Raw genomic sequence first — 22837 nt, 5'->3', positions numbered from 1 at the left:
AGACGCACGTAACGGATTCGATGCAGATCGTAGAGAAGACGACCGCCACAGAGAAGATCATCATGATGTAGACCGTCGTGATACCAATCACCAAGACACAGACCGTCGATTTGAAGATACAGAAAGCAGACATGATAATCGTAACGTAGAAGGAAGAGACGCGCGTAACGGATTCGATGCAGATCGTAGAGAAGACGACCGTCACGTCATAGAGCAGACCATCATGATGTAGACCGTCATGATACAGAACATTCTCAAAGCCAATTTGAAAATGAAACACATAACAAAGATAACTTTGTCGATAAAGTAACACGTCGATTCAAGAATGATGATAAGAAATAATAATATAAAATAAAATTGGTGTTTTACCTTGAAAGGAGTAATAATCCGTTCCTTTCAAGGTTTTTTATTTGAGAAATAAACCTATATACACAATTAATTATTTATAAAAAGTAATTATGGATACATGTTATTTGTCAAATATAATCAATATCGTTATTATGGATTGATATTGATTTTTTTATTGAAAAGGTTTGAAATTTCTCTATGAGTCTATAATATAATTTGCGTGCAAATTATTTTGAATATATCGAAGATAGATGACAAGATGTGATCCATTGTAAAATTAGAACATTGTATTGCTATTTTAATTATATTAAAGAAAGGAGGTTTCACCGATGTATACAGTAGGATTAGTACCATCACCTGGCGTTGCACATGAACATGTGACGAAGATTATTCCCAAAATCAAGCAATTGCTGACACAAAGGATTAATGATGATAGTCAATGGAACTTTGAAGTTAAAGAGGATTTAATTATTGGTTCTGCCGAAGATGTACATGAGAGTGTTGATAAAGCAGAACAAATCAAAAATGAAAAACATTGGGATTTCGCAATATGTGTCACAGACCTTCCTAGTATTTCTGGCAAAAAGGTTGTCGTTAGTGATTTCAATAATGAAAAGCAAGTTGCAATGTTATCATTACCTTCCTTGGGTGCGATTGATTTAAAAAGAAAGTTAATTAGTAGTATTACTACGATGATTGAACAACTATATTATAACGAACCACTATCAAAGACCAGCACCCATCCATTCATCCATTTAAAATCGGTAGAACCTGAAGAAGACGAATCCCCCAAAAGACGATATATTAATACATTTATGATTATAGGTTGGATTCAGTTAATTTGTGGTTTAACGCGTGCTAATAAACCATGGAAAAATATTTTTAACTTCAAAAAAATTATTTCTGTTGCCTTTGCTACAGGGACATATGTGTCTATTTTTTCTATGCCGTGGGAGCTTAGTGTCATTTACTCACCGATCAGATTTATTATATTAATGATTATTTCTATTGTTGGTATGGCATGTTGGTTATTATATGCACATAAATTAATCGAAAGAAAAACAGCCAAATCACAAAGAACGTATAGATGGATATACAATGCCACAACAATGTTGACACTGATAGTGATTACGCTAATCAATTATTTCATATTGTATCTATTATTAATTGTGAGTATTACATTGTTTGTGCCAGTAAGTTTATTTAATAGTTGGACCAGTGCACAAGCAGAATTTACATTTATGAATTACGTCAAATTAATTTGGTTTGTATCATCACTAGGCTTATTAGCAGGAGCAATGGGATCTACAGTAGAAGATGAAGAGAAAATAAGAAAGATTACGTATTCATATCGTCAATACCATCGTTACAAGGAAGCACAAGAAGAAAAAGAAGAACAAGAACAACAACATGAGCCATCACAACAAGAGGTTGAAAGACAGTCTACTAGTGATGATAGTGATGACGATGAATATGAAGAGAAAAAACAAGATCATAGAGAGGAGGGTTATTAATGTCTGAAAGAAAAGTCATAGGATTAGTTGTAGCACCTGGTGTTACTGAAAAGTTAGCAGAGAATTTAATGGAAGATATACCTGACATTTTATCAGAACAACATGATAATCAAGTCGAATGGGAAATTGATTTAGTTGTTGACCCTCTAACTGGCTATGCGGAGAGAGTAGAAGAAATATTTACAAAGGTTCAAGAGTATCATGATGAACGTAAATGGGATTATGTATTAGCTATTACAGATTTACCGATATTTCACCATAGACGTGTGATGGCACTGGATATCAATATGAGAAATGGTGCAGCTATCTTTTCATACCCTGCGTTTGGTTGGAGACCGGTTAAAAAACGATTTAAAAACGCGATTGTGACAATCATTAATGAAGTTCATCATGCAGAGCAAGACCACCGTAATTATGATAATAATGATCATATCGAACAAAGTGTTAAACAACAGTTCCCACTTTCTAAAATAGACAAGACACATGTGTATTTAGATGACACAGAGTCAAAACATATACGCTATTTATCTAGTTCTAGATCAAGAGGCATGTTCAGATTAGTCAGTGGGATGACATTTGCCAACAATCCATTAAATATGATGGCGAGTTTAAGTAACATTGTTGCCATTGCTTTTACTACTGGTGCCTTTGGTTTAATATTTACAACCATGTGGCAAATGGCTAATAATTTCTCGATGTGGCGGTTATTTGGCATCTCTATTATAGCGATACTAGGTATGTTGCTATGGATTATGATGTCACATGATTTATGGGAGTCCACAAAGCAAAGTAGTAATAAAAGGATTACACTATTATATAATTTAACCACGGTGATGACGTTATTTATTGCAGTTATCATTTATTATATTATCCTGTACTTAATGTTTTTATTTGCAGAATTAGTGCTTTTACCAGCCGATTTCTTAGGCCAACAAATTAGTCTTAAAGGACCAGCCGGCCCTGATTTATATCTAAGTATTCCTTGGTTTGCAGCATCAATTTCAACTGTAGCAGGTGCCATTGGTGCAGGTTTACTTGATGAGGAACTAATCAAAGAAAGTACGTATGGATATCGACAGCGAATTCGATATGAAGATACACATCAAAATCAATAATCTTTAATGATATATCAACCTAGGACAATTGGTACGTCCTAGGTTATTTTTATATTAAAAAAAGAATAATCTAGTAAGTCATAAGCAATTATTCCGAGCCAATTCCTATTTATTTCCTTAAATATTAAAATAATCAATTTTAGAAATTGTTTAGAAAAGATAGTCTTTTTATAAAAAGTAATTTAAAATATTGGTTAACAATATTTTTAGAATCTGAAAAATATGAAACAATCATTATGAAGGGAATGATGGGAAATGAAATATTGTCCCAATTGTGGCAATGAAGTAAGACCAGGACAAGCATTTTGTAACAAGTGTGGTAATACATTAAAAAAAGAAATCAAACAAGCGGAACCGTCATCACAAGGAAAACAAGAGACTCAAGCAACTCAATCAAAGCAAACATACCCAGATCGTAATCGATATACCCCTCAACCAAATAAAAAAGATAAGAAACCGATTTGGATTATAATACTTTCAATTATCTTTATTTTATTAATTGGTGCATTACTGTATGGTGCTTACTACTATTACAATAATGTAATTAAAGACAATGATAGTGATAACCAAACTACTGAAACACAAAAGAAATCTAAAGATGATAGTCAGTCAAAAGAGTCATCGTCTAGTGAGGCTAACTCATCAGAGAAAGCACCAAAGATTGATGTGTTTAGTAGTAACTTTGATCAAGGGTATATGAAATCTGCATCAACTGAAGGCTATAAAGGCATTTATAAGGATATGACAAGAAAAGAAGTCGAAGCTAAATTTGGTAAATCCTCAGGCAAGGTTGATGGTGGTCAAACATATTATGAAAAATATGGTGATTTAGCGGTACTTTATTCTGGAGATAAAGTAGATCGTGTAGGTGTAGCACCTTCTAATGTGACTGAAGATGAATTTTTAGATCACTACTATGAACCTGACGAACGTAAAAGTGATGAGTTGATTTATGATAGCAACAAAGATAATGACTTCTCAGTTATAGCTCACAGTAAAAAAGGTAAGATTACTTTAATTGAAAATATAGACCAATTATAAAGAGAAGAAACGATCAGTTAATACTGGTCGTTTTTTTATTTAAAATATTAATTTTCTGACAACTTTTATAAAATGGGTTGACTTTAAAATTAAAAAAAGTTAATGTATTAACATATTATTCTGACAATTCAGATAGGTTTTAAAGAGAATGGATAAAAATTGATAGGGGGATGATAGAGATGTCAGTCAAAGCGATGACATACGATAATTTTACGGGCGACCCTTTTATACACTCCCTCAACATTGATAACGACACTAAGGGCGCATATCAAATATTAAAATGGGCATATGATCAATATGAAGATGAATTAGTTTATTCATGTAGTTTTGGTGCAGAAAGTATGGTGCTGATTGATTTAATTTATCAAATCAAACCGAATGCCAAAATTGTCTTTTTGGATACTGACTTGCATTTTCAAGAAACATATAACTTAATTGATGAAGTAAAAACAACATATCCTGAATTACGTATCGAAATGAAGAAACCTGATTTAACATTGGAAGAACAAGCTGATCAATATAATCCTGCGTTATGGAAAAATAATCCTAACCAATGTTGTTATATCAGAAAGATTAAACCACTAGAAGAGGTCTTATCTGGGGCGAAAGCTTGGGTATCAGGACTGAGACGTGCACAATCTCCAACAAGAGCGCATACTAACTTTATTAATAAAGATGAACGGTTTCATTCAATCAAAGTTTGCCCACTAATATACTGGTCAGAAGACGATGTATGGCAATATATCAAACAACATCAATTACCATATAACGAGTTACATGATCATCATTATCCTAGTATAGGTTGTATTTCTTGTACATCACCAGTATTAGACTCTGAAGATTCCAGAGCAGGACGTTGGTCAAATTTTGACAAAACTGAATGCGGATTACATGTTCCTGACAAACCTTAAATAGGGTTAAAATTTTTACGTATAAAACCTAGTATTCCGATAAGGATTGAAGAGAGGCTAATGACATCATATTTCGTTTACTCATTTAACAGTTTGGTACATAATTAAAGTAATCGGATCTGGGTGCAAGCGTCATGAATGAAGCTAATAGAATATAAATAGCGCATCGTTAAAATGATGACTGGATTGAACAAGTATGATGAGGTCAAAATCTAGGATAGATGACAGCATACGATACCCAGACTTTCAAAATCTAGGATTGAAGACAAGAGGTGGAAATTAGTGAATATTAACATCACAAATAGTCCTTTCAATGAGGAACAAGCAAAACAACTTAATGAATTACTACCAACTTTAACACCTGAACAAAAGCTTTGGTTAAGTGGTTATTTAACAGCGAGTCAACAAGCTGAGACCAATGAATCAGTGACGTCGAATCAAATAGCACAACAAGACCAACAAACTGAAACAATGCTTGCTGATAAAGAACCTGAAGTTACACCAGAATCACGTGCCATTACAATTTTATATGGGTCAGAGACAGGAAATGCCCAAAGTTTAGCAGAAATCTTTGAAGAACGTCTTGTAGATATGGGTAACAATGTGACCTTGAAATCTATGGAAGACATTAAACCTAAAGATATTAAAAAAGTTGAAGATTTATTTATAATCACATCGACACATGGCGAAGGTGATCCACCTGATAATGCTATTGAATTACATGAATACTTACATGGGCGTAAAGCACCGAAACTAGAAGGTCTGAGATTTTCGGTACTTGCTTTAGGTGATCAATCATACGAATATTTCTGTCAAGCTGGTAAAGATTTCGACTTTAAATTAGCCGAATTAGGCGCTGAGCGATTATATGACCGTGTAGATTGTGATATCGATTACGAAGAAGATGCCGAAAAATGGATGGCCAACGTCATTAATGCTATAGGCTCCAAACCCAAAGATACTGATAGTGAGCAAGTTGTAAGCGAATCGATTAAATCAGCAAAGGAGCGTAAATATTCTAAATCCAATCCATATGAAGCAGAAGTATTAGAAAACATTAATTTAAATGGTAGAGGATCTAATAAAGAAACAAGACATGTTGAATTACTATTAGATAATTTTGGAGAGGAATACGAACCAGGCGATTGTATTGTGGTATTACCACAAAATGATCCATCTATTGTTGAATTATTAATCAGCACATTAGGATGGGATTATGAAGAACAAGTGCTTATCAATGAAGATGGCGATACATTAAACCTTGAAGAGGCATTAACATCGCATTTTGAAATTACTAAACTAACGAAACCATTATTAGAGAATGCATCAGCACTATTTGATAACGATGAATTAAAAGGAAAAGTTCAAGATAAAGAATGGGTTCAAAATTATATTGAAGGACGAGACCTTATCGATTTATTAAACGATTTTAATACGACTGAACTTCAACCCGATAACCTATATCAACTATTGAGAAAGTTACCACCTAGAGAATATTCTATTTCAAGTAGTTATAAAGCAACGCCTGATGAAGTACATATTACAGTTGGTGCGGTAAGATACCATTCTCATGGTCGAGATCGAACAGGTGTCTGCTCAGTTCAATTTGCAGAACGTGTGCAACCCGGCGATACGGTACCGATTTATTTAAAACGTAATCCAAACTTTAAATTTCCACAAGAAAGCGAAGTACCTGTCATCATGATTGGACCTGGTACAGGCGTCGCACCTTTCAGAAGTTATATGCAGGAAAGAGAAGAATTAGGATTTAAAGGAAATACTTGGTTGTTCTTCGGTGAACAACATTTCACAACCGATTTTCTTTATCAAACAGATTGGCAAGAATGGTTAGACAATGGTTATTTATCGAAACTAGATGTTGCGTTTTCTAGAGATACTGAGCATAAAGTGTATGTGCAACACCGTATATTAGAAAATAGTAAACAGTTTAATGAATGGATACAAAATGGAGCAGCTATCTTCGTATGTGGGGACGAAAAGCAAATGGCTAAAGATGTACACCAAACGATTAAGGAAGTATTGATGAATGAACAAAGTTTATCCGAAGAAGATGCTGAAGCGTATCTTAAGCAGATGAAGAGAGAGAAAAGATATCAAAGAGACGTCTATTAACGGGAAAGGGTGTCAAACATGGTTAAATCAAATCAAAAACTGTCAGATGAATTAGATGATCATTTAGATCAAATGGAATATTTGAAGGCAGATAGCCAGTATTTGAGAGGTACCATCGAACAAGGATTAGCTAATCCTATCACTGGTGCGATTTCTCAAGATGATGCGAAGTTATTAAAGTTTCATGGTAGTTATATGCAAGATGATAGAGATTTAAGAGATGAACGACGTAAACAGAAATTAGAACCTGCTTATAGTTTTATGATTCGTGTACGTGTACCAGGTGGCAAAGCTACGCCAGAACAATGGATAGCCATGGATGATATTTCGAATCAATATGCTAACCAGACCATCAAATTGACAACGCGTCAAGCATTCCAATTTCATGGTATTTTAAAACGAAATTTAAAACAATCTATGAAAGATATTAATCAATCTGTACTTGATTCGATAGCAGCCTGTGGAGACGTTAACCGAAATACAATGTGTAATCCCAATCCATATCAATCTAAAGTACATGCTGAAGTAAATGATTATGCTACAGCTATCAGTAATCATTTACTTCCTAGTACTGGAGCATATCACGAAATATGGTTAGACGGTGAAAAAGTATTAGATTCAAGTGAAGAATCAGAACCCATTTATGGAAGTACCTATTTACCTCGTAAGTTTAAAATTGGTATTGCAGTACCACCGTCTAATGATATTGACGTTTATTCTCAAGACATTGGTTTGATTGCCATCATTGAGCAAGGTGAATTAATTGGCTTTAACATTACTATTGGTGGTGGTATGGGTATGACGCATGGTAATAAAGAGACATACCCGCAGTTAGGTCGATTAATTGGTTTCATTCCTAAAGACAAAGCAGTTGATGTGTGTGAAAAACTATTAACGATTCAACGAGATTATGGTAATAGAGAAAATCGTAAAAATGCACGTTTTAAATATACAGTTGATCGTTTAGGTGAAACTTGGGTGAATGAAGAGCTAAATCGACGCTTAGGTTGGGAGATTGAACCTGCAAAAGATTATGAGTTTGACCATAATGGCGATCGTCTTGGATGGATAGAGGGTGAGAATAACTGGAACTATACGCTATTTATTCAAAACGGACGTGTAAAAGATACTGAAGATTATCAACTTAAAACAGCACTTCGTGAAATTGCAGAGACACATACTGGAGATTTCAGGTTGTCACCTAATCAAAATTTGGTCATTGCTAACATTTCTCCAGAAAAGAAAAACGACATACAACAAATTATAGATAAATATCAACTTACAGATGGTACTTATTATACTGGATTAAGACGTAATTCAATGGCTTGTGTAGCATTTCCAACATGCGGTCTTGCTATGGCAGAATCAGAACGTTATTTACCTTCACTCATTTCAAAAATTGAAAATTTACTTGATGAAGCGGGGGTTCAAGAAGAAGACATTACGATTCGAATGACAGGATGCCCAAATGGGTGTGCTCGCCCAGCCTTAGCAGAAATCGCATTTATTGGTAAAGCGCCAGGAAAATACAATATGTATTTAGGTGGTGGATTTAAAGGAGAAAGACTCAATAAATTATATAAAGAAAATATTGATGAAAACGAAATTTTACAAACGTTAAGACCGCTACTCATACAGTACGGAAAAGAAAAATTACCGGATGAACATTTTGGTGATTTTGTGATACGCACTGGGGTGGTAGCAAAAGTGAATGATGGAAGAGATTTCCATAGTTAAAAGAAAAATGGCGTTAGGGGTTGAGTATCTATGGGCAAAGTTTATTTAGTAGGTGCAGGACCTGGAGATCCAGAATTATTAACGATCAAAGGGCTTAGAGCAATTAAAGAAGCAGATGTCATTTTGTATGACAGGTTAATTAATAAAGACATATTAGACTATGCTGAGCCAAACACTAAGTTTTTCTATTGTGGCAAGGACCCATATAGACATTCGTTACCTCAAGAAGAAACAAATCGTATGATGATACAGTTGGCTAAAAAAGGACATACAGTCACACGGTTAAAAGGTGGAGATCCATTTGTATTTGGTCGTGGCGGAGAAGAAGCGGAGCAATTGGCGACACATCATATTCCATTTGAAATTGTTCCGGGAATTACATCAGGGATAGCGGCACCAGCATATGCAGGTATCCCAGTAACACATCGAGATTATAGTTCATCTGTAGCGTTTATCACTGCTGTAAATAAACCTGGTATGGATAAGGAAGCGTATTGGCAACATTTAGCGCAAGGCCCTGAAACCTTATGTATTTATATGGGCGTCAAACGATTACCGGAGATTTGTGAATTACTAGTGAAATTTGGTAAGAATCCTCAAACACCAGTGGCACTTGTACATATGGGTACAGCTACATCACAACATACAGTAACGGGTACGTTGCAAGATATCACAAATAAGGCAAAGGAAATTATTAATCCGGCGATGATTATAGTTGGAGACGTTGTGAATATGAGAGAAAAAATCAGTTGGTTTGAAGAACAAGCATTTAAAGAAAATGTCAACTTGGCTAAGTAAGATACACTTAATTATTAGAATATTAAAATAATTATTTTGGATAGGAAAGGTGACGAGGCACATGCAAATGCCAATCATGATTAATTTATCACAAATGAATGTTGTGGTTATCGGAGGTGGTCGAATAGCCACACGACGTGTCGAATTGCTACTTGAGTATGCTAGCCACATTCGCGTAGTAAGCCCTCATATAACAGAATATTTAAATGGGCTTATCCAACAACAACAGGTAACATGGCATCAAAAAGAATTTGACCCCTCAGATGTGGCAAATGCAGACTTAGTCATTGCTGCTACAAATAATGACCAAGTGAATGATGAGATTAAACATCACCTAGGGCCACATACATTATTTAATCATGTAGGTAATGCAAAAGAGGGTAATATCACATTTCCTAATCAACTTAGAAGAGGCAAACTCACAATAAGTGTATCAACAGATGGAGCAAGTCCTAAACTAGCTAAGCAAATCATACAAAATTTGGCACAAACTTATGATGAATCTTATGAAGACTACATTGACTTTTTATATGAATCTAGACAACTTATTAAAGAAAAGGCACTCACATCATCTGAAAAGCAAAGCTTACTTCAAGATATTTTAACTGAAAAATATAAACATCCCAACGCACAGCAGTCTTTTATAAACTGGTTGAAAACACTGGATTCATCCAGATAGGGGGCAAGGTAAAATATGCGGAAATTATTTATTTTTGCGCTAGCAGGCTTTTTAGCACAATTAGTAGATGGATCACTTGGAATGGGGTTTGGGGCGTCATCATCCTCCATTCTATTAACCTTTGGCGTGGCACCCGCTATTGTCTCAGCTACAGTTCATTTTTCAGAAATAGCGACTACCGCAGCATCAGGGACCTCACATTGGAAGTTTGAAAATGTCCATTATCCAACGATGTTGAAATTAGCTATTCCAGGTGCTATCAGTGCATTTTTAGGTGCAGCAGTATTAACAAGCATTAATGCTAATGCAATTAAGCCACTGATTGCTTTATTTCTATTGTCGATGGGCGTTTATATATTATATCAATTTATATTTAAGCATATGAACGATGAACATCATTATTCAGGTCAATTTGGCCGGATAAGAATGGTGACACAAGGTGCTATCGCAGGTTTTTTAGATGCTATAGGCGGTGGCGGATGGGGACCTGTTAATACACCGTTACTTTTATCTAGTAAAAAGATGGAACCACGATACGTGATTGGTACAGTCTCAGCAAGCGAGTTTTTCGTTACACTATCAGCGTCGTTAAGTTTTATCATTTTCTTAGGTATGACACATATCAATTGGTTAGCTGTAATAGCACTTAGTGCAGGTGGACTGATTGCAGCACCTATTTCCGCATATCTAGTTAAAATCTTACCGATTAATATTTTAGCAATATGTGTTGGGGGGTTAATTATTTTTACTAATAGTAATGCATTGCTTAGTTACTTTGTTAAGGATGAGGTGCTATCTAACATTGTGAGAGTCATCATTATCGTTGTTATTTTAAGTCTACTTGTTATCCAGGTCATTAGAAACAGAATGCTAAGTTTTTCTTACAAGAAAAACCGAGTAAACAAATATAATTAATTGGAAAAGGAGATTTAAATATGTCAGAGCATAAAACATTTACAAATGATACTATTCGCCCACATGGTGGAACATTGGTCAATCGTATTGTAGAAGGTACAGAAAGAGAACAACTGATTGAAAATGCGAAGTCTTTACATTCAATCATATTAAATCAATGGAGCTTATCGGATCTAGAATTAATAGGAATTGGTGGGTTCAGTCCATTAACTGGTTTTATGAATCAAGCTGATTATGAAAGTGTCGTAGAACATGTTCATCTAAAAAATGGTCATGTTTGGAGTGTGCCAATTACATTGCCAGTAAGTCAAACAGAGGCTAACAATTTAGAGATTGGCGAACAGGTAGCACTATATGGAGAAGATGGTACATTGTATGGTGTGTTAGATTTAGAAGAAAAATATACTTATGATAAAGACAAGGAAGCACAACATGTTTATGGTACAACAGATAATGCACATCCAGGGGTGAAAAAGGTTTACGAAAAAGGTGAGTATTACTTAGCGGGGCCAATACAATTGATTAATCGTCCACAACATGATGCGTTTGTAGATTACCATCTTGACCCATTAGAAACGAGACAGCTATTTAATAAATTGAATTGGAAGACTGTTGTAGGATTTCAAACTAGAAACCCAGTTCATCGTGCCCATGAATATATTCAGAAATCAGCATTAGAAATTGTAGATGGATTACTATTAAATCCATTAGTAGGTGAAACTAAATCTGATGATATTCCAGCAGAGGTAAGAATGGAAAGTTATCAAGCCATACTTAAAAACTATTTCCCAGAAAATCGAGCACGTTTAGTCATTTATCCAGCTGCGATGAGATATGCAGGTCCAAGAGAAGCCATTTTACATGCGCTAGTAAGACAAAACTATGGTTGCACACACTTTATTGTTGGTAGAGACCATGCAGGTGTTGGTGACTATTATGGCACTTATGAAGCACAGGAATTTATTTCTCAATTTGAAAATGAATTAGATATACAAATTTTAAAATTTGAGCATGCCTTTTACTGTGAAGCATGTGGCAATATGGCTACAGCTAAAACTTGTCCACACGATGCTTCGAATCATTTACATTTAAGTGGTACAAAAGTAAGAGAAAAATTACGCAACGGAGAATCATTACCAGAAAAATTTTCAAGACCAGAAGTGGCAAATGTGCTGATCAAAGGATTAAAAGAGAAATGACAAAGGGTGATGTTAAATGAGTGAAACAAAACATATTACATGGCACGAATCTGAAGTCACAAAAGCACAACGACAAACGCGTAATGGTCATCAAAGTGTATTAATTTGGTTTACTGGTTTATCAGGATCAGGTAAATCTACGGTATCGGTTGCTTTAGAAAAGGCATTATTTGAAGATGGCAAACAAACGTATCGTTTAGATGGAGATAATGTCAGACACGGTTTAAATAAAAATTTGGGATTTTCTCCTGAAGATAGACAAGAGAATATTCGACGCATCGGTGAAGTAGGTAAGCTAATGGTAGATTCAGGTGCAATTACAGTTACAGCTTTTATATCACCGTACAAACAAGATAGGGATAATGTTAGACAATTATTTGAGGAACAAGAATTTATCGAAATTTATACAGAATGCAGTATTGAGACTTGTGAGCAACGTGATCCTAAAGGCTTATATAAGAAGGCACGTACAGGTGAAATACCTGAATTCACAGGTATTAGTGCGCCATATGAACCACCAGAAGAACCAGAAATCATCATTAATACTGAAGATAATAGTGTTGAGTCATCGGTTAATCAAATATTAAGCTATTTAAAAGAACATCGTTATATTTAAAAATACGAGGTAAAGCGTGTAATGGAATTAATTCATATACATACACGCTTTATTTTTTGAAAATAAGATAGTTGTCAATATGAATTGAAAATTAAATTAATGTTTGAACATCTACTGATTGTGAAATAATAAATAAGAAATAAGTAATTATACACATAAAATGAAGGTGATAACATGAGTGTCTTTTCTAAAGAGGATAAAATTCAAATATTGTCAGATATGGTTGAGATAAATACTGAAAATGATAATGAACTTGAAGTATATAAATATCTTAAATCATTATTGAGCAAATATGATATAGACTCTAAGATTCAGGAAGTTGACGATAATCGAGCGAATTTAATTGCCGAAATTGGTGAAGGGTCACCGAAACTAGGTATCTCAGGGCATATGGATGTTGTTGATGCTGGGGATCATAATGAATGGAAGCATGATCCATTTAAATTAACAGAAGAAGATGGTAAATTGTACGGTCGAGGTACGACTGATATGAAGGGCGGTTTAGCAGCATTAGTTATTGCTATGATTGAAATTAAAGCGTCAGGTCATCTACAACAAGGTTCAATTAGATTAATGGCTACTACAGCAGAAGAAAGAGAAATGTCAGGGGCAGAGAAACTTAAAGAACAAGGCTATGTTGATGATTTAGATGGTTTAATTATTGCCGAACCGTCAGATGGCTTTGTATTTTACGCCTCAAAAGGCTCCATGGGATTAAAAGTAACATCTAAAGGCGTGCCCGCACATAGCTCATTACCATCACTGGGACATAATGCGATTAATACCCTCATTGAATTTATTCAAAAAATTAAAGAAAAGTATGATGACATCAAGAAAAAGGAAGGTACACATGCACTTGATGTGCACCCATTTATTGATGAATTCTTTGGCGACCAAGTTGACGATAAGACGGAAGAAAAAGTTGAAGACGTAGCTGCAGGACTTGTTATTGTGAATTCGATTATACGAGGTGGAGAACAATTTAATACTGTTCCGGAAGAAGCGTATGCTGAATTTAATGTGAGAACCGTACCAGAATATGATAATCGAGCGATTGAAAAATTATTTAAAGATACGATAGAAGAAGTTGATAGTGACAGACTTTCTTTAGAAGTAACTGTCGATCATCAAACAGTATATTCTCAAAAAGATAACACGTTAGTACAAAGCTTTTTAGATTATAATAATGAATTTAAAGTATCTGGTTTAGTTGGGGCGACTGATGCAGCAGAATTATTAGTAGATAAAGATGAAGACTTTGATTTAGCTATTATTGGCCCAGGTCATATGACTATGGCACACAAAACAGATGAATATGTTTATAAATCAAGATATTTAGACTATACAGATATGTATCAACAAGTAATGTTGAATTATTTAAACAAAACCCAATAAAACCAAATGAAATGCAATAATCTTAGTTTTTTTATGTAGAAAATTGTCAGATAAATTACATACATAGTAATAATTGATATTAACAAAATGATTAAATTGCGTAGCTATCCTTTTGAAAGCCATTACAACCATAATCCAACAATTTTACAAAAAATGTTGGATTATTATGATTCATTTACAAAATCTTAACATCGCCCACAAAAGCTTGTTTGTTTGTTAGAGTGTGTCTTGTCGTTAATTAACGAAGAAGAAACTTATATGTTTATAGAAAATTGAAGGTAGCCACGAGATAGTAAACAAAAAAGCTTTATCATTCTTAGGAGGATATTTAAAATGAAAAAAATCGCTACAGCTACAATTGCAACAGCAGGTTTCGCAACATTTGGTTTAATGCAACATGATGCAGATGCAGCAGAAAACAATAACGGATATAATCCTAACGATCCTTATTCATATGAATACACATATACAATTGACCAACAAGGTAACTACCACTATGATTGGAAAGGTAATTGGAGTCCTAACCAACAACAAGGTAATAACAATAGTTATTCATATGGTAACCAAACTACTCAAAACTACAATTCAAATAATGCTACAAACAATAATCAAAATACACAATCTTATACTACTGATAATACAAATAATCAAGGTGGCGGATTAGGTGCTGATTATTCAACATCAGATAAAAATATCAAAGTGACTACACAAAACGCGCCATCTTCAAATAATTCAACTGCATTTTCTGGACAATCAAGCTCTGGTTCAAATGCGTATACTGCTGGTCAATGTACTTATTATGTATATGACAAAGTTGGCGGTAAAATCGGTTCTAATTGGGGTAACGCAAGTAACTGGGCAAACGCTGCAGCACAAGATGGTTATAATGTAAGTAATTCACCTAAACAAGGTGCAATTATGCAAACATCACAAGGTGCATTTGGTCATGTTGCATATGTTGAAAATGTAAATAGTGATGGTTCAATCAAAGTTTCAGAAATGAACTATAATGGTGGACCAGGTAACGTTTCAACACGTACTATTTCAGCTAGCCAAGCTGGTTCATACAACTACATTTCATAATGATTTATATTCAAATAAGAACTCGAAATAATATTAAATATTATTTTGAGTTCTTTTTTGTTTTGGATTAAATTTTGAATGGGTGTGACATATTTGTCAGGGTTGTGATTAAATTCGTGCCTCCATGGGAGTTTATTATTATTTGACATCATTCAATTTTCAAAACAATGATTTCAAAAATTGAATGATTATTTTTATAGTTGTTCATGAATTAGTAATAAACTTATGACAGTTTAGTTAAGTCATCGATTATACATTGTAATACTATATGTTGTGTTTTAAATTTTAAATAAACACTATATATAGAAAAGAGTGGTAAGATGAATCAACTAGAACAATCATTAACTGGTTTGATTGAGAAGGATCCAACTATCGTAAATGAGAATGCTAATAAAGATAGCAATACCTTTTCGACTATGCGCGATTTAACGGCAGGTATTGTTTCAAAATCATATGCTTTAAATTATTTATTGCCTAAACATATTGCTGAGGCGCATCAAAATGGTGATATTCACTTTCATGATTTAGATTATCACCTATTTCAACCATTAACAAATTGTTGTTTAATTGATGCAAAAAGCATGCTGAAAAATGGCTTTGAAATAGGTAATGCCAATGTTACATCTCCAAAATCAATTCAGACAGCATCAGCACAACTTGTACAAATTATTGCGAACGTCTCTAGTAGTCAATACGGTGGATGTACAGTGGATCGTGTAGATGAATTATTGAGTGAGTATGCACAATATAATGAGCGACATCATCGTGAAATAGCACAAGTTTATGTTAAAGATGAACAGATTGAAACATATGTAGAGCAACAAGTGACTAAAGATATTAATGACGCCATTGAAAGTTTGGAGTATGAGATTAATACACTGTATACCTCTAATGGTCAAACACCATTTGTCACATTAGGATTTGGCTTAGGAACAGATACATTAAGTCGTAAAATACAGCAGACGATATTGAAAACGAGAATTAAAGGATTAGGTAAAGATCGTGTCACAGCCATTTTTCCTAAGTTAGTATTTTCTATTAAAGATGGTATTAATTTGAAAAAAGAAGATCCGAATTATGATATCAAGCAACTTGCATTAGAATGTTCAACAAAACGCATGTATCCTGATATATTAAATTACGATAAAATTGTAGAATTATTAGGCGATTTTAAAGCACCGATGGGATGTCGATCGTTTTTACCAAGTTGGCGTAATGAACAAGGTGAATTTGAGAATAATGGACGTTGTAATTTAGGTGTTGTAACTTTAAATTTACCAAGAATTGCGCTTGAATCAAAAGGTGACATGACAACGTTTTGGAAAATTTTTTATAACAAAATGTCGTTAATGCACGATGCTTTAGTATATAGAATAGAGCGATTAAAAGAAGCGACAGTAAATAATGCACCAATCCTATATAAAAGCGGTGCATTTAAATATAAACTCGATGATCACGAAGATGTAATGGCGCTATTTAAGAATAAAAGAGCTACGATTTCCATGGGATACATCGGATTATATGAAACTGCTACAGTATTTTATGGACCTAATTGGGAACATAATGACGAAGCCAAAGCATTTACAATTGAAATATTAAAAGAAATGCAGCGTCTACAAAAACAATGGACAAATCAATATGACATTTGGTTTAGCATATACAGTACGCCTAGTGAATCATTGACCGATCGTTTTTGTCGGTTAGATCAAGAACGATTTGGAGATATTCAAGATATTACAAGTAAAGGCTATTACCAAAATTCATTTCATTATGATGTAAGAAAAGATATTACGCCGTTTGAAAAATTAGATTTTGAAAAAGATTATCCCTATTATGCGAGTGGTGGTTTTATCCACTATTGTGAGTACCCTAAATTGAATCATAATATTAAAGCGCTAGAAGCGGTATGGGATTATGCTTATGATAAGGTAGGGTATTTAGGTACCAATATTCCAATAGATCATTGTTATGAATGTGGATTTGATGGAGATTTTAAATCAACACCACAAGGCTATCAATGTCCTCAATGTGGTAATGATAACCCTGAAACGGTTGATGTTGTTAAACGGACATGCGGTTATTTAGGTAATCCAGTTCAACGTCCAGTTATTGAAGGACGTCATAAAGAAATGTGTGCGCGTGTGAAGCATATGAAGGAATCTTGACAATGAATCCTATATTAGAAATAGAACATGGACAGAGATATATAGCTAAGATTGAAACACATAGCTTTGTAGATGGTGAGGGTGTACGATGTAGTGTGTATGTTTCAGGATGTCCATTCCAATGTCTGGATTGCTATAACAAAGCGGCGCAACATTTTAAGTATGGTGAACCATTTACAGAGAAAATATTACAAGAGATTATCTCATATTGTGAACAGAGTTATATTAGTGGTTTAAGTATTTTAGGAGGCGAGCCCTTTTGTAACTTAGACGTGACATTGAAACTTGTACAAGCATTTCGACAAAGATTTGGACAGACCAAAACAATATGGGTGTGGACTGGATTCCAATTTGAATATCTTTCACAAGATAAGGGATTACGTTTTGAATTATTAGAATCTGTGGATGTGTTAGTTGATGGTATGTTTATCACGCAGTTATATCGTCCTAATCTACCTTACAAAGGGTCATTAAATCAAAGAGTGATTGATGTATCCACATCTTTACAACGACAACAATTGAGTGAATACATTTGCAGTGGCCCATCAACGAGTAATAGCTTTTAATCATGTTATAACTCGTTATAAAAGGGAAATGTAATACTAAGAGCAAAGATTCAATATAGAGAAGGTGAGACAATATGTGGTTATTAATAGGTAAATGGATGATTGCCATTGGTCTTATCGTAGGATCCATTATTGAAGAAACGATTTATAAAAAACGACGCCAAACACGTAAAACACAACAATCATAGTAAGATAATGAATCGAATGAGCAATCACTACAACGTGTAGTGTTGCTCATTTATTTTTAATGTTAATCTAATTTGTAATTGTTAACATTTGTTGACGATGTCTAAATACTAGATATATCAGCTTTAAACGCTCATTTATATTGATGAAATAATACATTTGATTTTGTAATCAAATATGAAAATATATACTTATCACATGTTTAAGTGATAAAATATCAATGTTACTAAAAATTAACATCACAAGAGAGTTAGGAGTCCCTAAATTGCTACTGTTTATAATAGAAATTATGATTATGATTTTAGCTGTGTTATTAGGATTAAGAACAGCTGGTGCACTTGGTTGCGGCATATTTGCTATTGTAGCGCAACTCATTATGATTTTTGGTTTTCAATTACCGCCGGGTTCTGCACCTGTCACAGCAGTGTTAATTATTCTATCAATAGGAATCGCAGGTGGTACGTTGCAAGCTACTGGCGGTATAGACTACCTTGTATATATTGCATCTAAAATCATCGAGAGATTCCCAAAATCAATTATTTTTATTGCACCAATGATTGTGTTTGTATTTGTCTTTGGCATTGGTACTGCTAATATTGCTTTATCATTAGAACCTATTATTGCTAAGACAGCTCAAAAAGCAAACATACAACCTAAAAAAGCACTTACTGCATCAGTACTTACTGCGAATTTAGCACTTTTATGTAGTCCGGCTGCGTCAGCGACAGCTTATATCATATCGGTGTTAGCTGGTTACGATATTTCTATGGGAAAATATTTAAGTATTGTATTACCAACTGCGATGATGAGTATGCTTTTATTAAGTGTATTCTGTACATTTGTTGGAAAAAATAATCCCATACCATCACAAAAGTTAGTCGAACTACCAGAAGAGACATTACCTAGTGAATTTTCAAAAAATGTAAAATTCGGTGTATTAGCATTCTTAATATGTGTATTAGGCATATTAACATTTGGGATATTCCCTCATTTAATGCCATCATTTAATGTAAATGGCAAAACTGTCAATGTAGAAATGACAGATATTGTTCAATTCTTTATGTATTTAAGTGCTGCCATTAATCTATTATTATCAAAAATTAATACGTCAGATATTTTAACGTCACATATTTCTCAATCAGCATTTGGCGCATTGTTTGCAGTATTAGGTCCTGGTTGGTTAGGCGCTACTATTTTTAACGCACCTAATAATTTGAAAATATTAAAGAATGATATTGGCCAAGCTATTAGTAGTGTACCTTGGCTAGTGATCGTTCTCGTATCAGTAGTAGCGATGATTGTGATTTCTCAAACAGCGACTGCATCAATTATGGTGCCAATTGTTATGAGTCTAGGCATTCCGCCCATATATTTTGTCGCCATGGTTCAGACGCTTAACGTTAACTTTGTGATTCCAGCACAACCTACTTTATTATTTGCAGTTGAATTGGACGAAACAGGCAGAACAAGGCCTACGAGTTTTATTATTCCGGGATTCTTTGTCATAATCACCTCAGTTGTAATTGGTTTTACATTAAAATTATTATTAGGATACTAACAAGTAATGAAATCAACTATCTTTCACGAATTAAGTGGGAGATAGTTTTTTTGTTGTAATTAAGCAAAATTAATGAAAAAAAGTAAAATAAATAAAAATTCTGTTTCAATGCATAAAAATTCATATATTTAATGAAGTTAAGTTTGTTTAATTCGTTAAATCTAAATTTAACACTGTTGTTACAACAATCAATTGTGAAAGAATAATCGTCAGAAATTATATAATTATTCAATAATGGGTTTGTATTTCTTTGTATGTAATTTGCATTATTATTAAATGTTCGTTATTGTCAATTTTGTGAATCAATTATATTTGAACGTGGAACTTAAGAACATCAAGATTCATAAATCATTTAGTATTAGGGGGATCACGATTGAGAAAAGAAAAAGTTATGGACTGGACGACCTTTATAGGTGTAGTCATAGTGTTACTTTTAGCTGTTATACCTATGATGGTTTTCCCGAAAGCAAGTGAGACAATTATTACAGATATCAATAGTGCAATTTCTAACTCGATTGGTTCTGTTTATTTATTCTTAGGATTAGCTATTTTTTGTTTCGTTTTATACATAGCATTTGGTAAATACGGTAATGTTACTCTAGGTAGAGCGAGTGACAAGCCGGAATTTAACACATTTACTTGGGCAGCCATGTTATTCTGTGCAGGTATTGGTTCAGATATTCTATATTGGGGTGTAATTGAGTGGGCATTCTATTATCAAGTGCCACCTAATGGCGCTAAAAGTATGTCCGATGAAGCACTACAGTATGCGACGCAATACGGAATGTTCCACTGGGGTCCGATTGCATGGGCGATTTATGTATTGCCAGCATTACCAATTGGTTATTTAGTGTTCGTTAAAAAACAACCTATATATAAAATTAGCCAAGCGTGTAGACCTATATTAAAAGGACAAACAGATAAGTTTGTAGGTAAACTTGTTGATATCCTATTTATCTTTGGATTATTAGGTGGTGCGGCAACATCACTTGCCTTAGGTGTACCTTTAATATCAGCAGGTATTGAAAGACTTACAGGTTTAAATGGTGAGAATATGGTTATGCGTTCAATCATTTTGTTAACTATCACAGTTATATTCGCCATTAGTTCATATACAGGATTGAAAAAAGGTATTCAAAAGTTGAGTGACGTCAATGTATGGTTATCATTCATCTTATTAGCCTTTGTCTTCATTATTGGACCAACTGTATTTATTATGGAAACTACAGTGACTGGTTTAGGGAACATGATGCGAGATTTCTTCCATATGGCAACTTGGGTTGAGCCATTTGGTGGTATAGGTCACCGTAAAGAGACACATTTCCCACAAGATTGGACGATATTCTATTGGTCATGGTGGTTAGTTTATGCACCATTTATCGGTTTATTTATTGCTCGAATTTCAAAAGGTAGAACTTTAAAAGAAGTCGTTCTTGGTACGATGATATATGGTACGTTAGGTTGTGCATTATTCTTTGGTATATTCGGTAACTATGCTGTTTATTTACAAATTTCTGGTCAATTTAATGTGGTTGATTTCTTAAATCATCACAGTACAGAGGCTACTATCATTGAGGTAATGCATCATTTACCATTCCCAACTATAACGATTGTCCTATTCTTAATTTCAGCATTCTTATTCTTAGCGACAACATTTGATTCTGGTTCTTATATTTTAGCGGCTGCTTCTCAAAAGAAAGTGATTGGGGAGCCATTAAGAGCGAACAGATTATTCTGGGCATTTGCGTTATGTTTACTACCATTCTCACTCATGTTAGTAGGTGGAGAACGAGCACTAGATGTACTTAAGACTGCATCGATACTTGCGAGTGTACCATTAATCGTCATATTCATATTTATGATGGTCTCATTCTTGATTACCTTAGGACGAGATCGAATCAAATTGGAAACACGTGCTGAGAAATTAAAAGAGGTTGAAAGACGTTCACTTCGAATTGTTCAAGTGAAAGAAGAAGAACAAGATGATAATTTATAACATATTAAAAAGGCTAAAGGATTGATATCCTTTAGCCTTTTACTTATCTTCGTGTTCTGGAATAGGGAAGTACTTAAAGATTTCTCCTGTTTCTAAAGCTTCGCTAAGTTGTGCTAACCATTCGTAATACACCTTTGAATGATCGAGTTGAGCTTTCACTTTATCAATATCTTGTCGTTCTTCATCAGTTAAATCATTGTTATTTAAGATAGGGTTAATAATAGCTTCAGCATCTTTGACTGCTTCCATATTTGTATCGATTTCTCGTTCCCATTTCTTAGTGAAAAAATTGCGGAAGAAAGTAAAGAAGTCTTTTTCAGCAATGAAATGTTGTTTTCTGCTACCTCTTGTAAATTGTTGTTTAACAATATCATATTCTTGTAGTTTCTTTACACCTGCACTCATGCTAGGTTTACTCATTTGCAGTTGTTGTCTCATTTCATCTAGTGTCATGCTTCCCTCAAACACCATGATGCCGTATAAGTTACCAACACTACGATTAATGCCATACAAATCCATTGTTTCGCCAATGGAATTAATTACCAAGTCTTTGGCTTCTTCGACTTGAGATGTGTAGTTTTCTGCACGTGTCATGACTGTACCTCCAAAAAGAATTATTTCATTTTACCACGTCTCAACATAAAGTTAACATGATTTCATCTTTTATATGCTAATCAATTATATAATTTTATTTAAAAAGATGAAAAGCAAGGTTTTAGAAAAATATTAGGTGAAAATATTTTGCTTTATCTCGTTGTACTAGAGCCATTCGATTCAGCTCAAAAGGAACACCCTAGCTAAAGCTAGTGCGTAAGAATCACTAGCTTAATAAAATTAAGAGTGATTCTTTATTTTCCAGACCTTTTGACGGCTTCCGAAAAG

Annotated in this window: 18 protein-coding genes and 1 pseudogene; 18 read left to right on the top strand and 1 reads right to left on the bottom strand. The window is 34.0% G+C overall.

The features are described from left to right. From ACZ267_RS02405 to ACZ267_RS02320, 18 genes and pseudogenes are all read left to right on the top strand, one after another. Positions 1-232, top strand: a pseudogene (locus ACZ267_RS02405) (hypothetical protein); the annotation flags it as partial. Between the two features lie 445 nt (positions 233-677). After that, complete coding sequence (locus ACZ267_RS02400; RefSeq protein WP_047211217.1) at positions 678-1862, top strand: 5,10-methylene-tetrahydrofolate dehydrogenase; 1185 nt, start codon at positions 678-680, stop codon at positions 1860-1862. Then, positions 1862-2977 (top strand): MFS transporter, encoded by a 1116-nt coding sequence (locus tag ACZ267_RS02395; RefSeq protein ID WP_002465373.1) that lies wholly within the window; start codon positions 1862-1864, stop codon positions 2975-2977. Before ACZ267_RS02400 ends, ACZ267_RS02395 begins: the two co-directional genes overlap by 1 nt. Before the next feature lie 255 nt (positions 2978-3232). Continuing rightward, positions 3233-4018, top strand: a complete 786-nt coding sequence (locus ACZ267_RS02390) for a zinc ribbon domain-containing protein (RefSeq protein WP_047211215.1) — start codon at positions 3233-3235, stop codon at positions 4016-4018. Between the two features lie 179 nt (positions 4019-4197). Further along, positions 4198-4929 carry a phosphoadenylyl-sulfate reductase gene (locus tag ACZ267_RS02385; RefSeq protein ID WP_047211214.1) on the top strand — a complete coding sequence of 244 codons (732 nt, stop codon included), beginning with the start codon at positions 4198-4200 and terminating at the stop codon, positions 4927-4929. A gap of 282 nt (positions 4930-5211) precedes the next feature. Continuing rightward, a complete protein-coding gene (locus tag ACZ267_RS02380; protein ID WP_047211213.1) occupies positions 5212-7062 on the top strand; it encodes an assimilatory sulfite reductase (NADPH) flavoprotein subunit in 1851 nt (616 codons plus the stop codon). Between the two features lie 18 nt (positions 7063-7080). Beyond that, on the top strand, positions 7081-8799 hold the full coding sequence (locus tag ACZ267_RS02375) for an NADPH-dependent assimilatory sulfite reductase hemoprotein subunit (protein ID WP_047211212.1): 1719 nt from the start codon (positions 7081-7083) through the stop codon (positions 8797-8799). 30 nt (positions 8800-8829) lie between these two features. Continuing rightward, positions 8830-9597, top strand: a complete 768-nt coding sequence (gene cobA / locus ACZ267_RS02370; protein WP_047211211.1) for a uroporphyrinogen-III C-methyltransferase — start codon at positions 8830-8832, stop codon at positions 9595-9597. A gap of 61 nt (positions 9598-9658) precedes the next feature. Then, positions 9659-10276, top strand: a complete 618-nt coding sequence (locus tag ACZ267_RS02365) for an NAD(P)-binding protein (protein WP_002465385.1) — start codon at positions 9659-9661, stop codon at positions 10274-10276. Between the two features lie 15 nt (positions 10277-10291). Continuing rightward, positions 10292-11191 (top strand): sulfite exporter TauE/SafE family protein, encoded by a 900-nt coding sequence (locus ACZ267_RS02360; protein ID WP_047211210.1) that lies wholly within the window; start codon positions 10292-10294, stop codon positions 11189-11191. Positions 11192-11211: 20 nt separating this feature from the next. After that, positions 11212-12390, top strand: a complete 1179-nt coding sequence (gene sat / locus ACZ267_RS02355) for a sulfate adenylyltransferase (RefSeq protein ID WP_047211209.1) — start codon at positions 11212-11214, stop codon at positions 12388-12390. Between the two features lie 16 nt (positions 12391-12406). Continuing rightward, positions 12407-13006 (top strand): adenylyl-sulfate kinase, encoded by a 600-nt coding sequence (gene cysC / locus ACZ267_RS02350; protein ID WP_047211208.1) that lies wholly within the window; start codon positions 12407-12409, stop codon positions 13004-13006. A 174-nt stretch (positions 13007-13180) separates the two neighbouring features. Continuing rightward, positions 13181-14401 (top strand): ArgE/DapE family deacylase, encoded by a 1221-nt coding sequence (locus tag ACZ267_RS02345; RefSeq protein WP_058714607.1) that lies wholly within the window; start codon positions 13181-13183, stop codon positions 14399-14401. Positions 14402-14734: 333 nt separating this feature from the next. Continuing rightward, positions 14735-15484 carry a CHAP domain-containing protein gene (locus ACZ267_RS02340; protein ID WP_002465388.1) on the top strand — a complete coding sequence of 250 codons (750 nt, stop codon included), beginning with the start codon at positions 14735-14737 and terminating at the stop codon, positions 15482-15484. 320 nt (positions 15485-15804) lie between these two features. Further along, positions 15805-17649 (top strand): anaerobic ribonucleoside-triphosphate reductase, encoded by a 1845-nt coding sequence (nrdD, locus tag ACZ267_RS02335; RefSeq protein WP_463680283.1) that lies wholly within the window; start codon positions 15805-15807, stop codon positions 17647-17649. 2 nt (positions 17650-17651) lie between these two features. Then, a complete protein-coding gene (nrdG, locus tag ACZ267_RS02330) occupies positions 17652-18215 on the top strand; it encodes an anaerobic ribonucleoside-triphosphate reductase activating protein (RefSeq protein ID WP_047211205.1) in 564 nt (187 codons plus the stop codon). Positions 18216-18666: 451 nt separating this feature from the next. Beyond that, positions 18667-19959: an anaerobic C4-dicarboxylate transporter family protein gene (locus ACZ267_RS02325; RefSeq protein WP_047211203.1), complete on the top strand. Its 1293-nt coding sequence runs from the start codon at positions 18667-18669 to the stop codon at positions 19957-19959. 373 nt (positions 19960-20332) lie between these two features. After that, positions 20333-21955 carry a BCCT family transporter gene (locus tag ACZ267_RS02320; protein ID WP_002465378.1) on the top strand — a complete coding sequence of 541 codons (1623 nt, stop codon included), beginning with the start codon at positions 20333-20335 and terminating at the stop codon, positions 21953-21955. A 39-nt stretch (positions 21956-21994) separates the two neighbouring features. On the opposite strand, the gene cudC is transcribed toward ACZ267_RS02320, so the two are convergent. Continuing rightward, the gene (gene cudC, locus ACZ267_RS02315) at positions 21995-22549 is read right to left on the bottom strand and encodes a choline uptake/conversion transcriptional regulator CudC (protein ID WP_463680282.1); all 555 of its coding nucleotides are present in this window, start codon (positions 22547-22549) and stop codon (positions 21995-21997) included. Positions 22550-22837 lie beyond the last annotated feature (288 nt).

Source organism: Staphylococcus sp. AC872 (assembly GCF_979255425.1).
This window is presented reverse-complemented; position numbering and strand designations above follow the sequence as displayed.

Coding starts and splice junctions, on each gene's coding strand:
- nrdG (WP_047211205.1), top strand. CDS start 17,652: ATGAATCCTATATTAGAAATAGAACATGGACAGAGATATATAGCTAAG.
- cysC (WP_047211208.1), top strand. CDS start 12,407: ATGAGTGAAACAAAACATATTACATGGCACGAATCTGAAGTCACAAAA.
- ACZ267_RS02365 (WP_002465385.1), top strand. CDS start 9,659: ATGCAAATGCCAATCATGATTAATTTATCACAAATGAATGTTGTGGTT.
- ACZ267_RS02345 (WP_058714607.1), top strand. CDS start 13,181: ATGAGTGTCTTTTCTAAAGAGGATAAAATTCAAATATTGTCAGATATG.
- ACZ267_RS02360 (WP_047211210.1), top strand. CDS start 10,292: ATGCGGAAATTATTTATTTTTGCGCTAGCAGGCTTTTTAGCACAATTA.
- nrdD (WP_463680283.1), top strand. CDS start 15,805: ATGAATCAACTAGAACAATCATTAACTGGTTTGATTGAGAAGGATCCA.
- cudC (WP_463680282.1), bottom strand. CDS start 22,549: ATGACACGTGCAGAAAACTACACATCTCAAGTCGAAGAAGCCAAAGAC.
- ACZ267_RS02375 (WP_047211212.1), top strand. CDS start 7,081: ATGGTTAAATCAAATCAAAAACTGTCAGATGAATTAGATGATCATTTA.
- cobA (WP_047211211.1), top strand. CDS start 8,830: ATGGGCAAAGTTTATTTAGTAGGTGCAGGACCTGGAGATCCAGAATTA.
- ACZ267_RS02385 (WP_047211214.1), top strand. CDS start 4,198: ATGTCAGTCAAAGCGATGACATACGATAATTTTACGGGCGACCCTTTT.
- ACZ267_RS02395 (WP_002465373.1), top strand. CDS start 1,862: ATGTCTGAAAGAAAAGTCATAGGATTAGTTGTAGCACCTGGTGTTACT.
- ACZ267_RS02340 (WP_002465388.1), top strand. CDS start 14,735: ATGAAAAAAATCGCTACAGCTACAATTGCAACAGCAGGTTTCGCAACA.
- ACZ267_RS02390 (WP_047211215.1), top strand. CDS start 3,233: ATGAAATATTGTCCCAATTGTGGCAATGAAGTAAGACCAGGACAAGCA.
- ACZ267_RS02400 (WP_047211217.1), top strand. CDS start 678: ATGTATACAGTAGGATTAGTACCATCACCTGGCGTTGCACATGAACAT.
- sat (WP_047211209.1), top strand. CDS start 11,212: ATGTCAGAGCATAAAACATTTACAAATGATACTATTCGCCCACATGGT.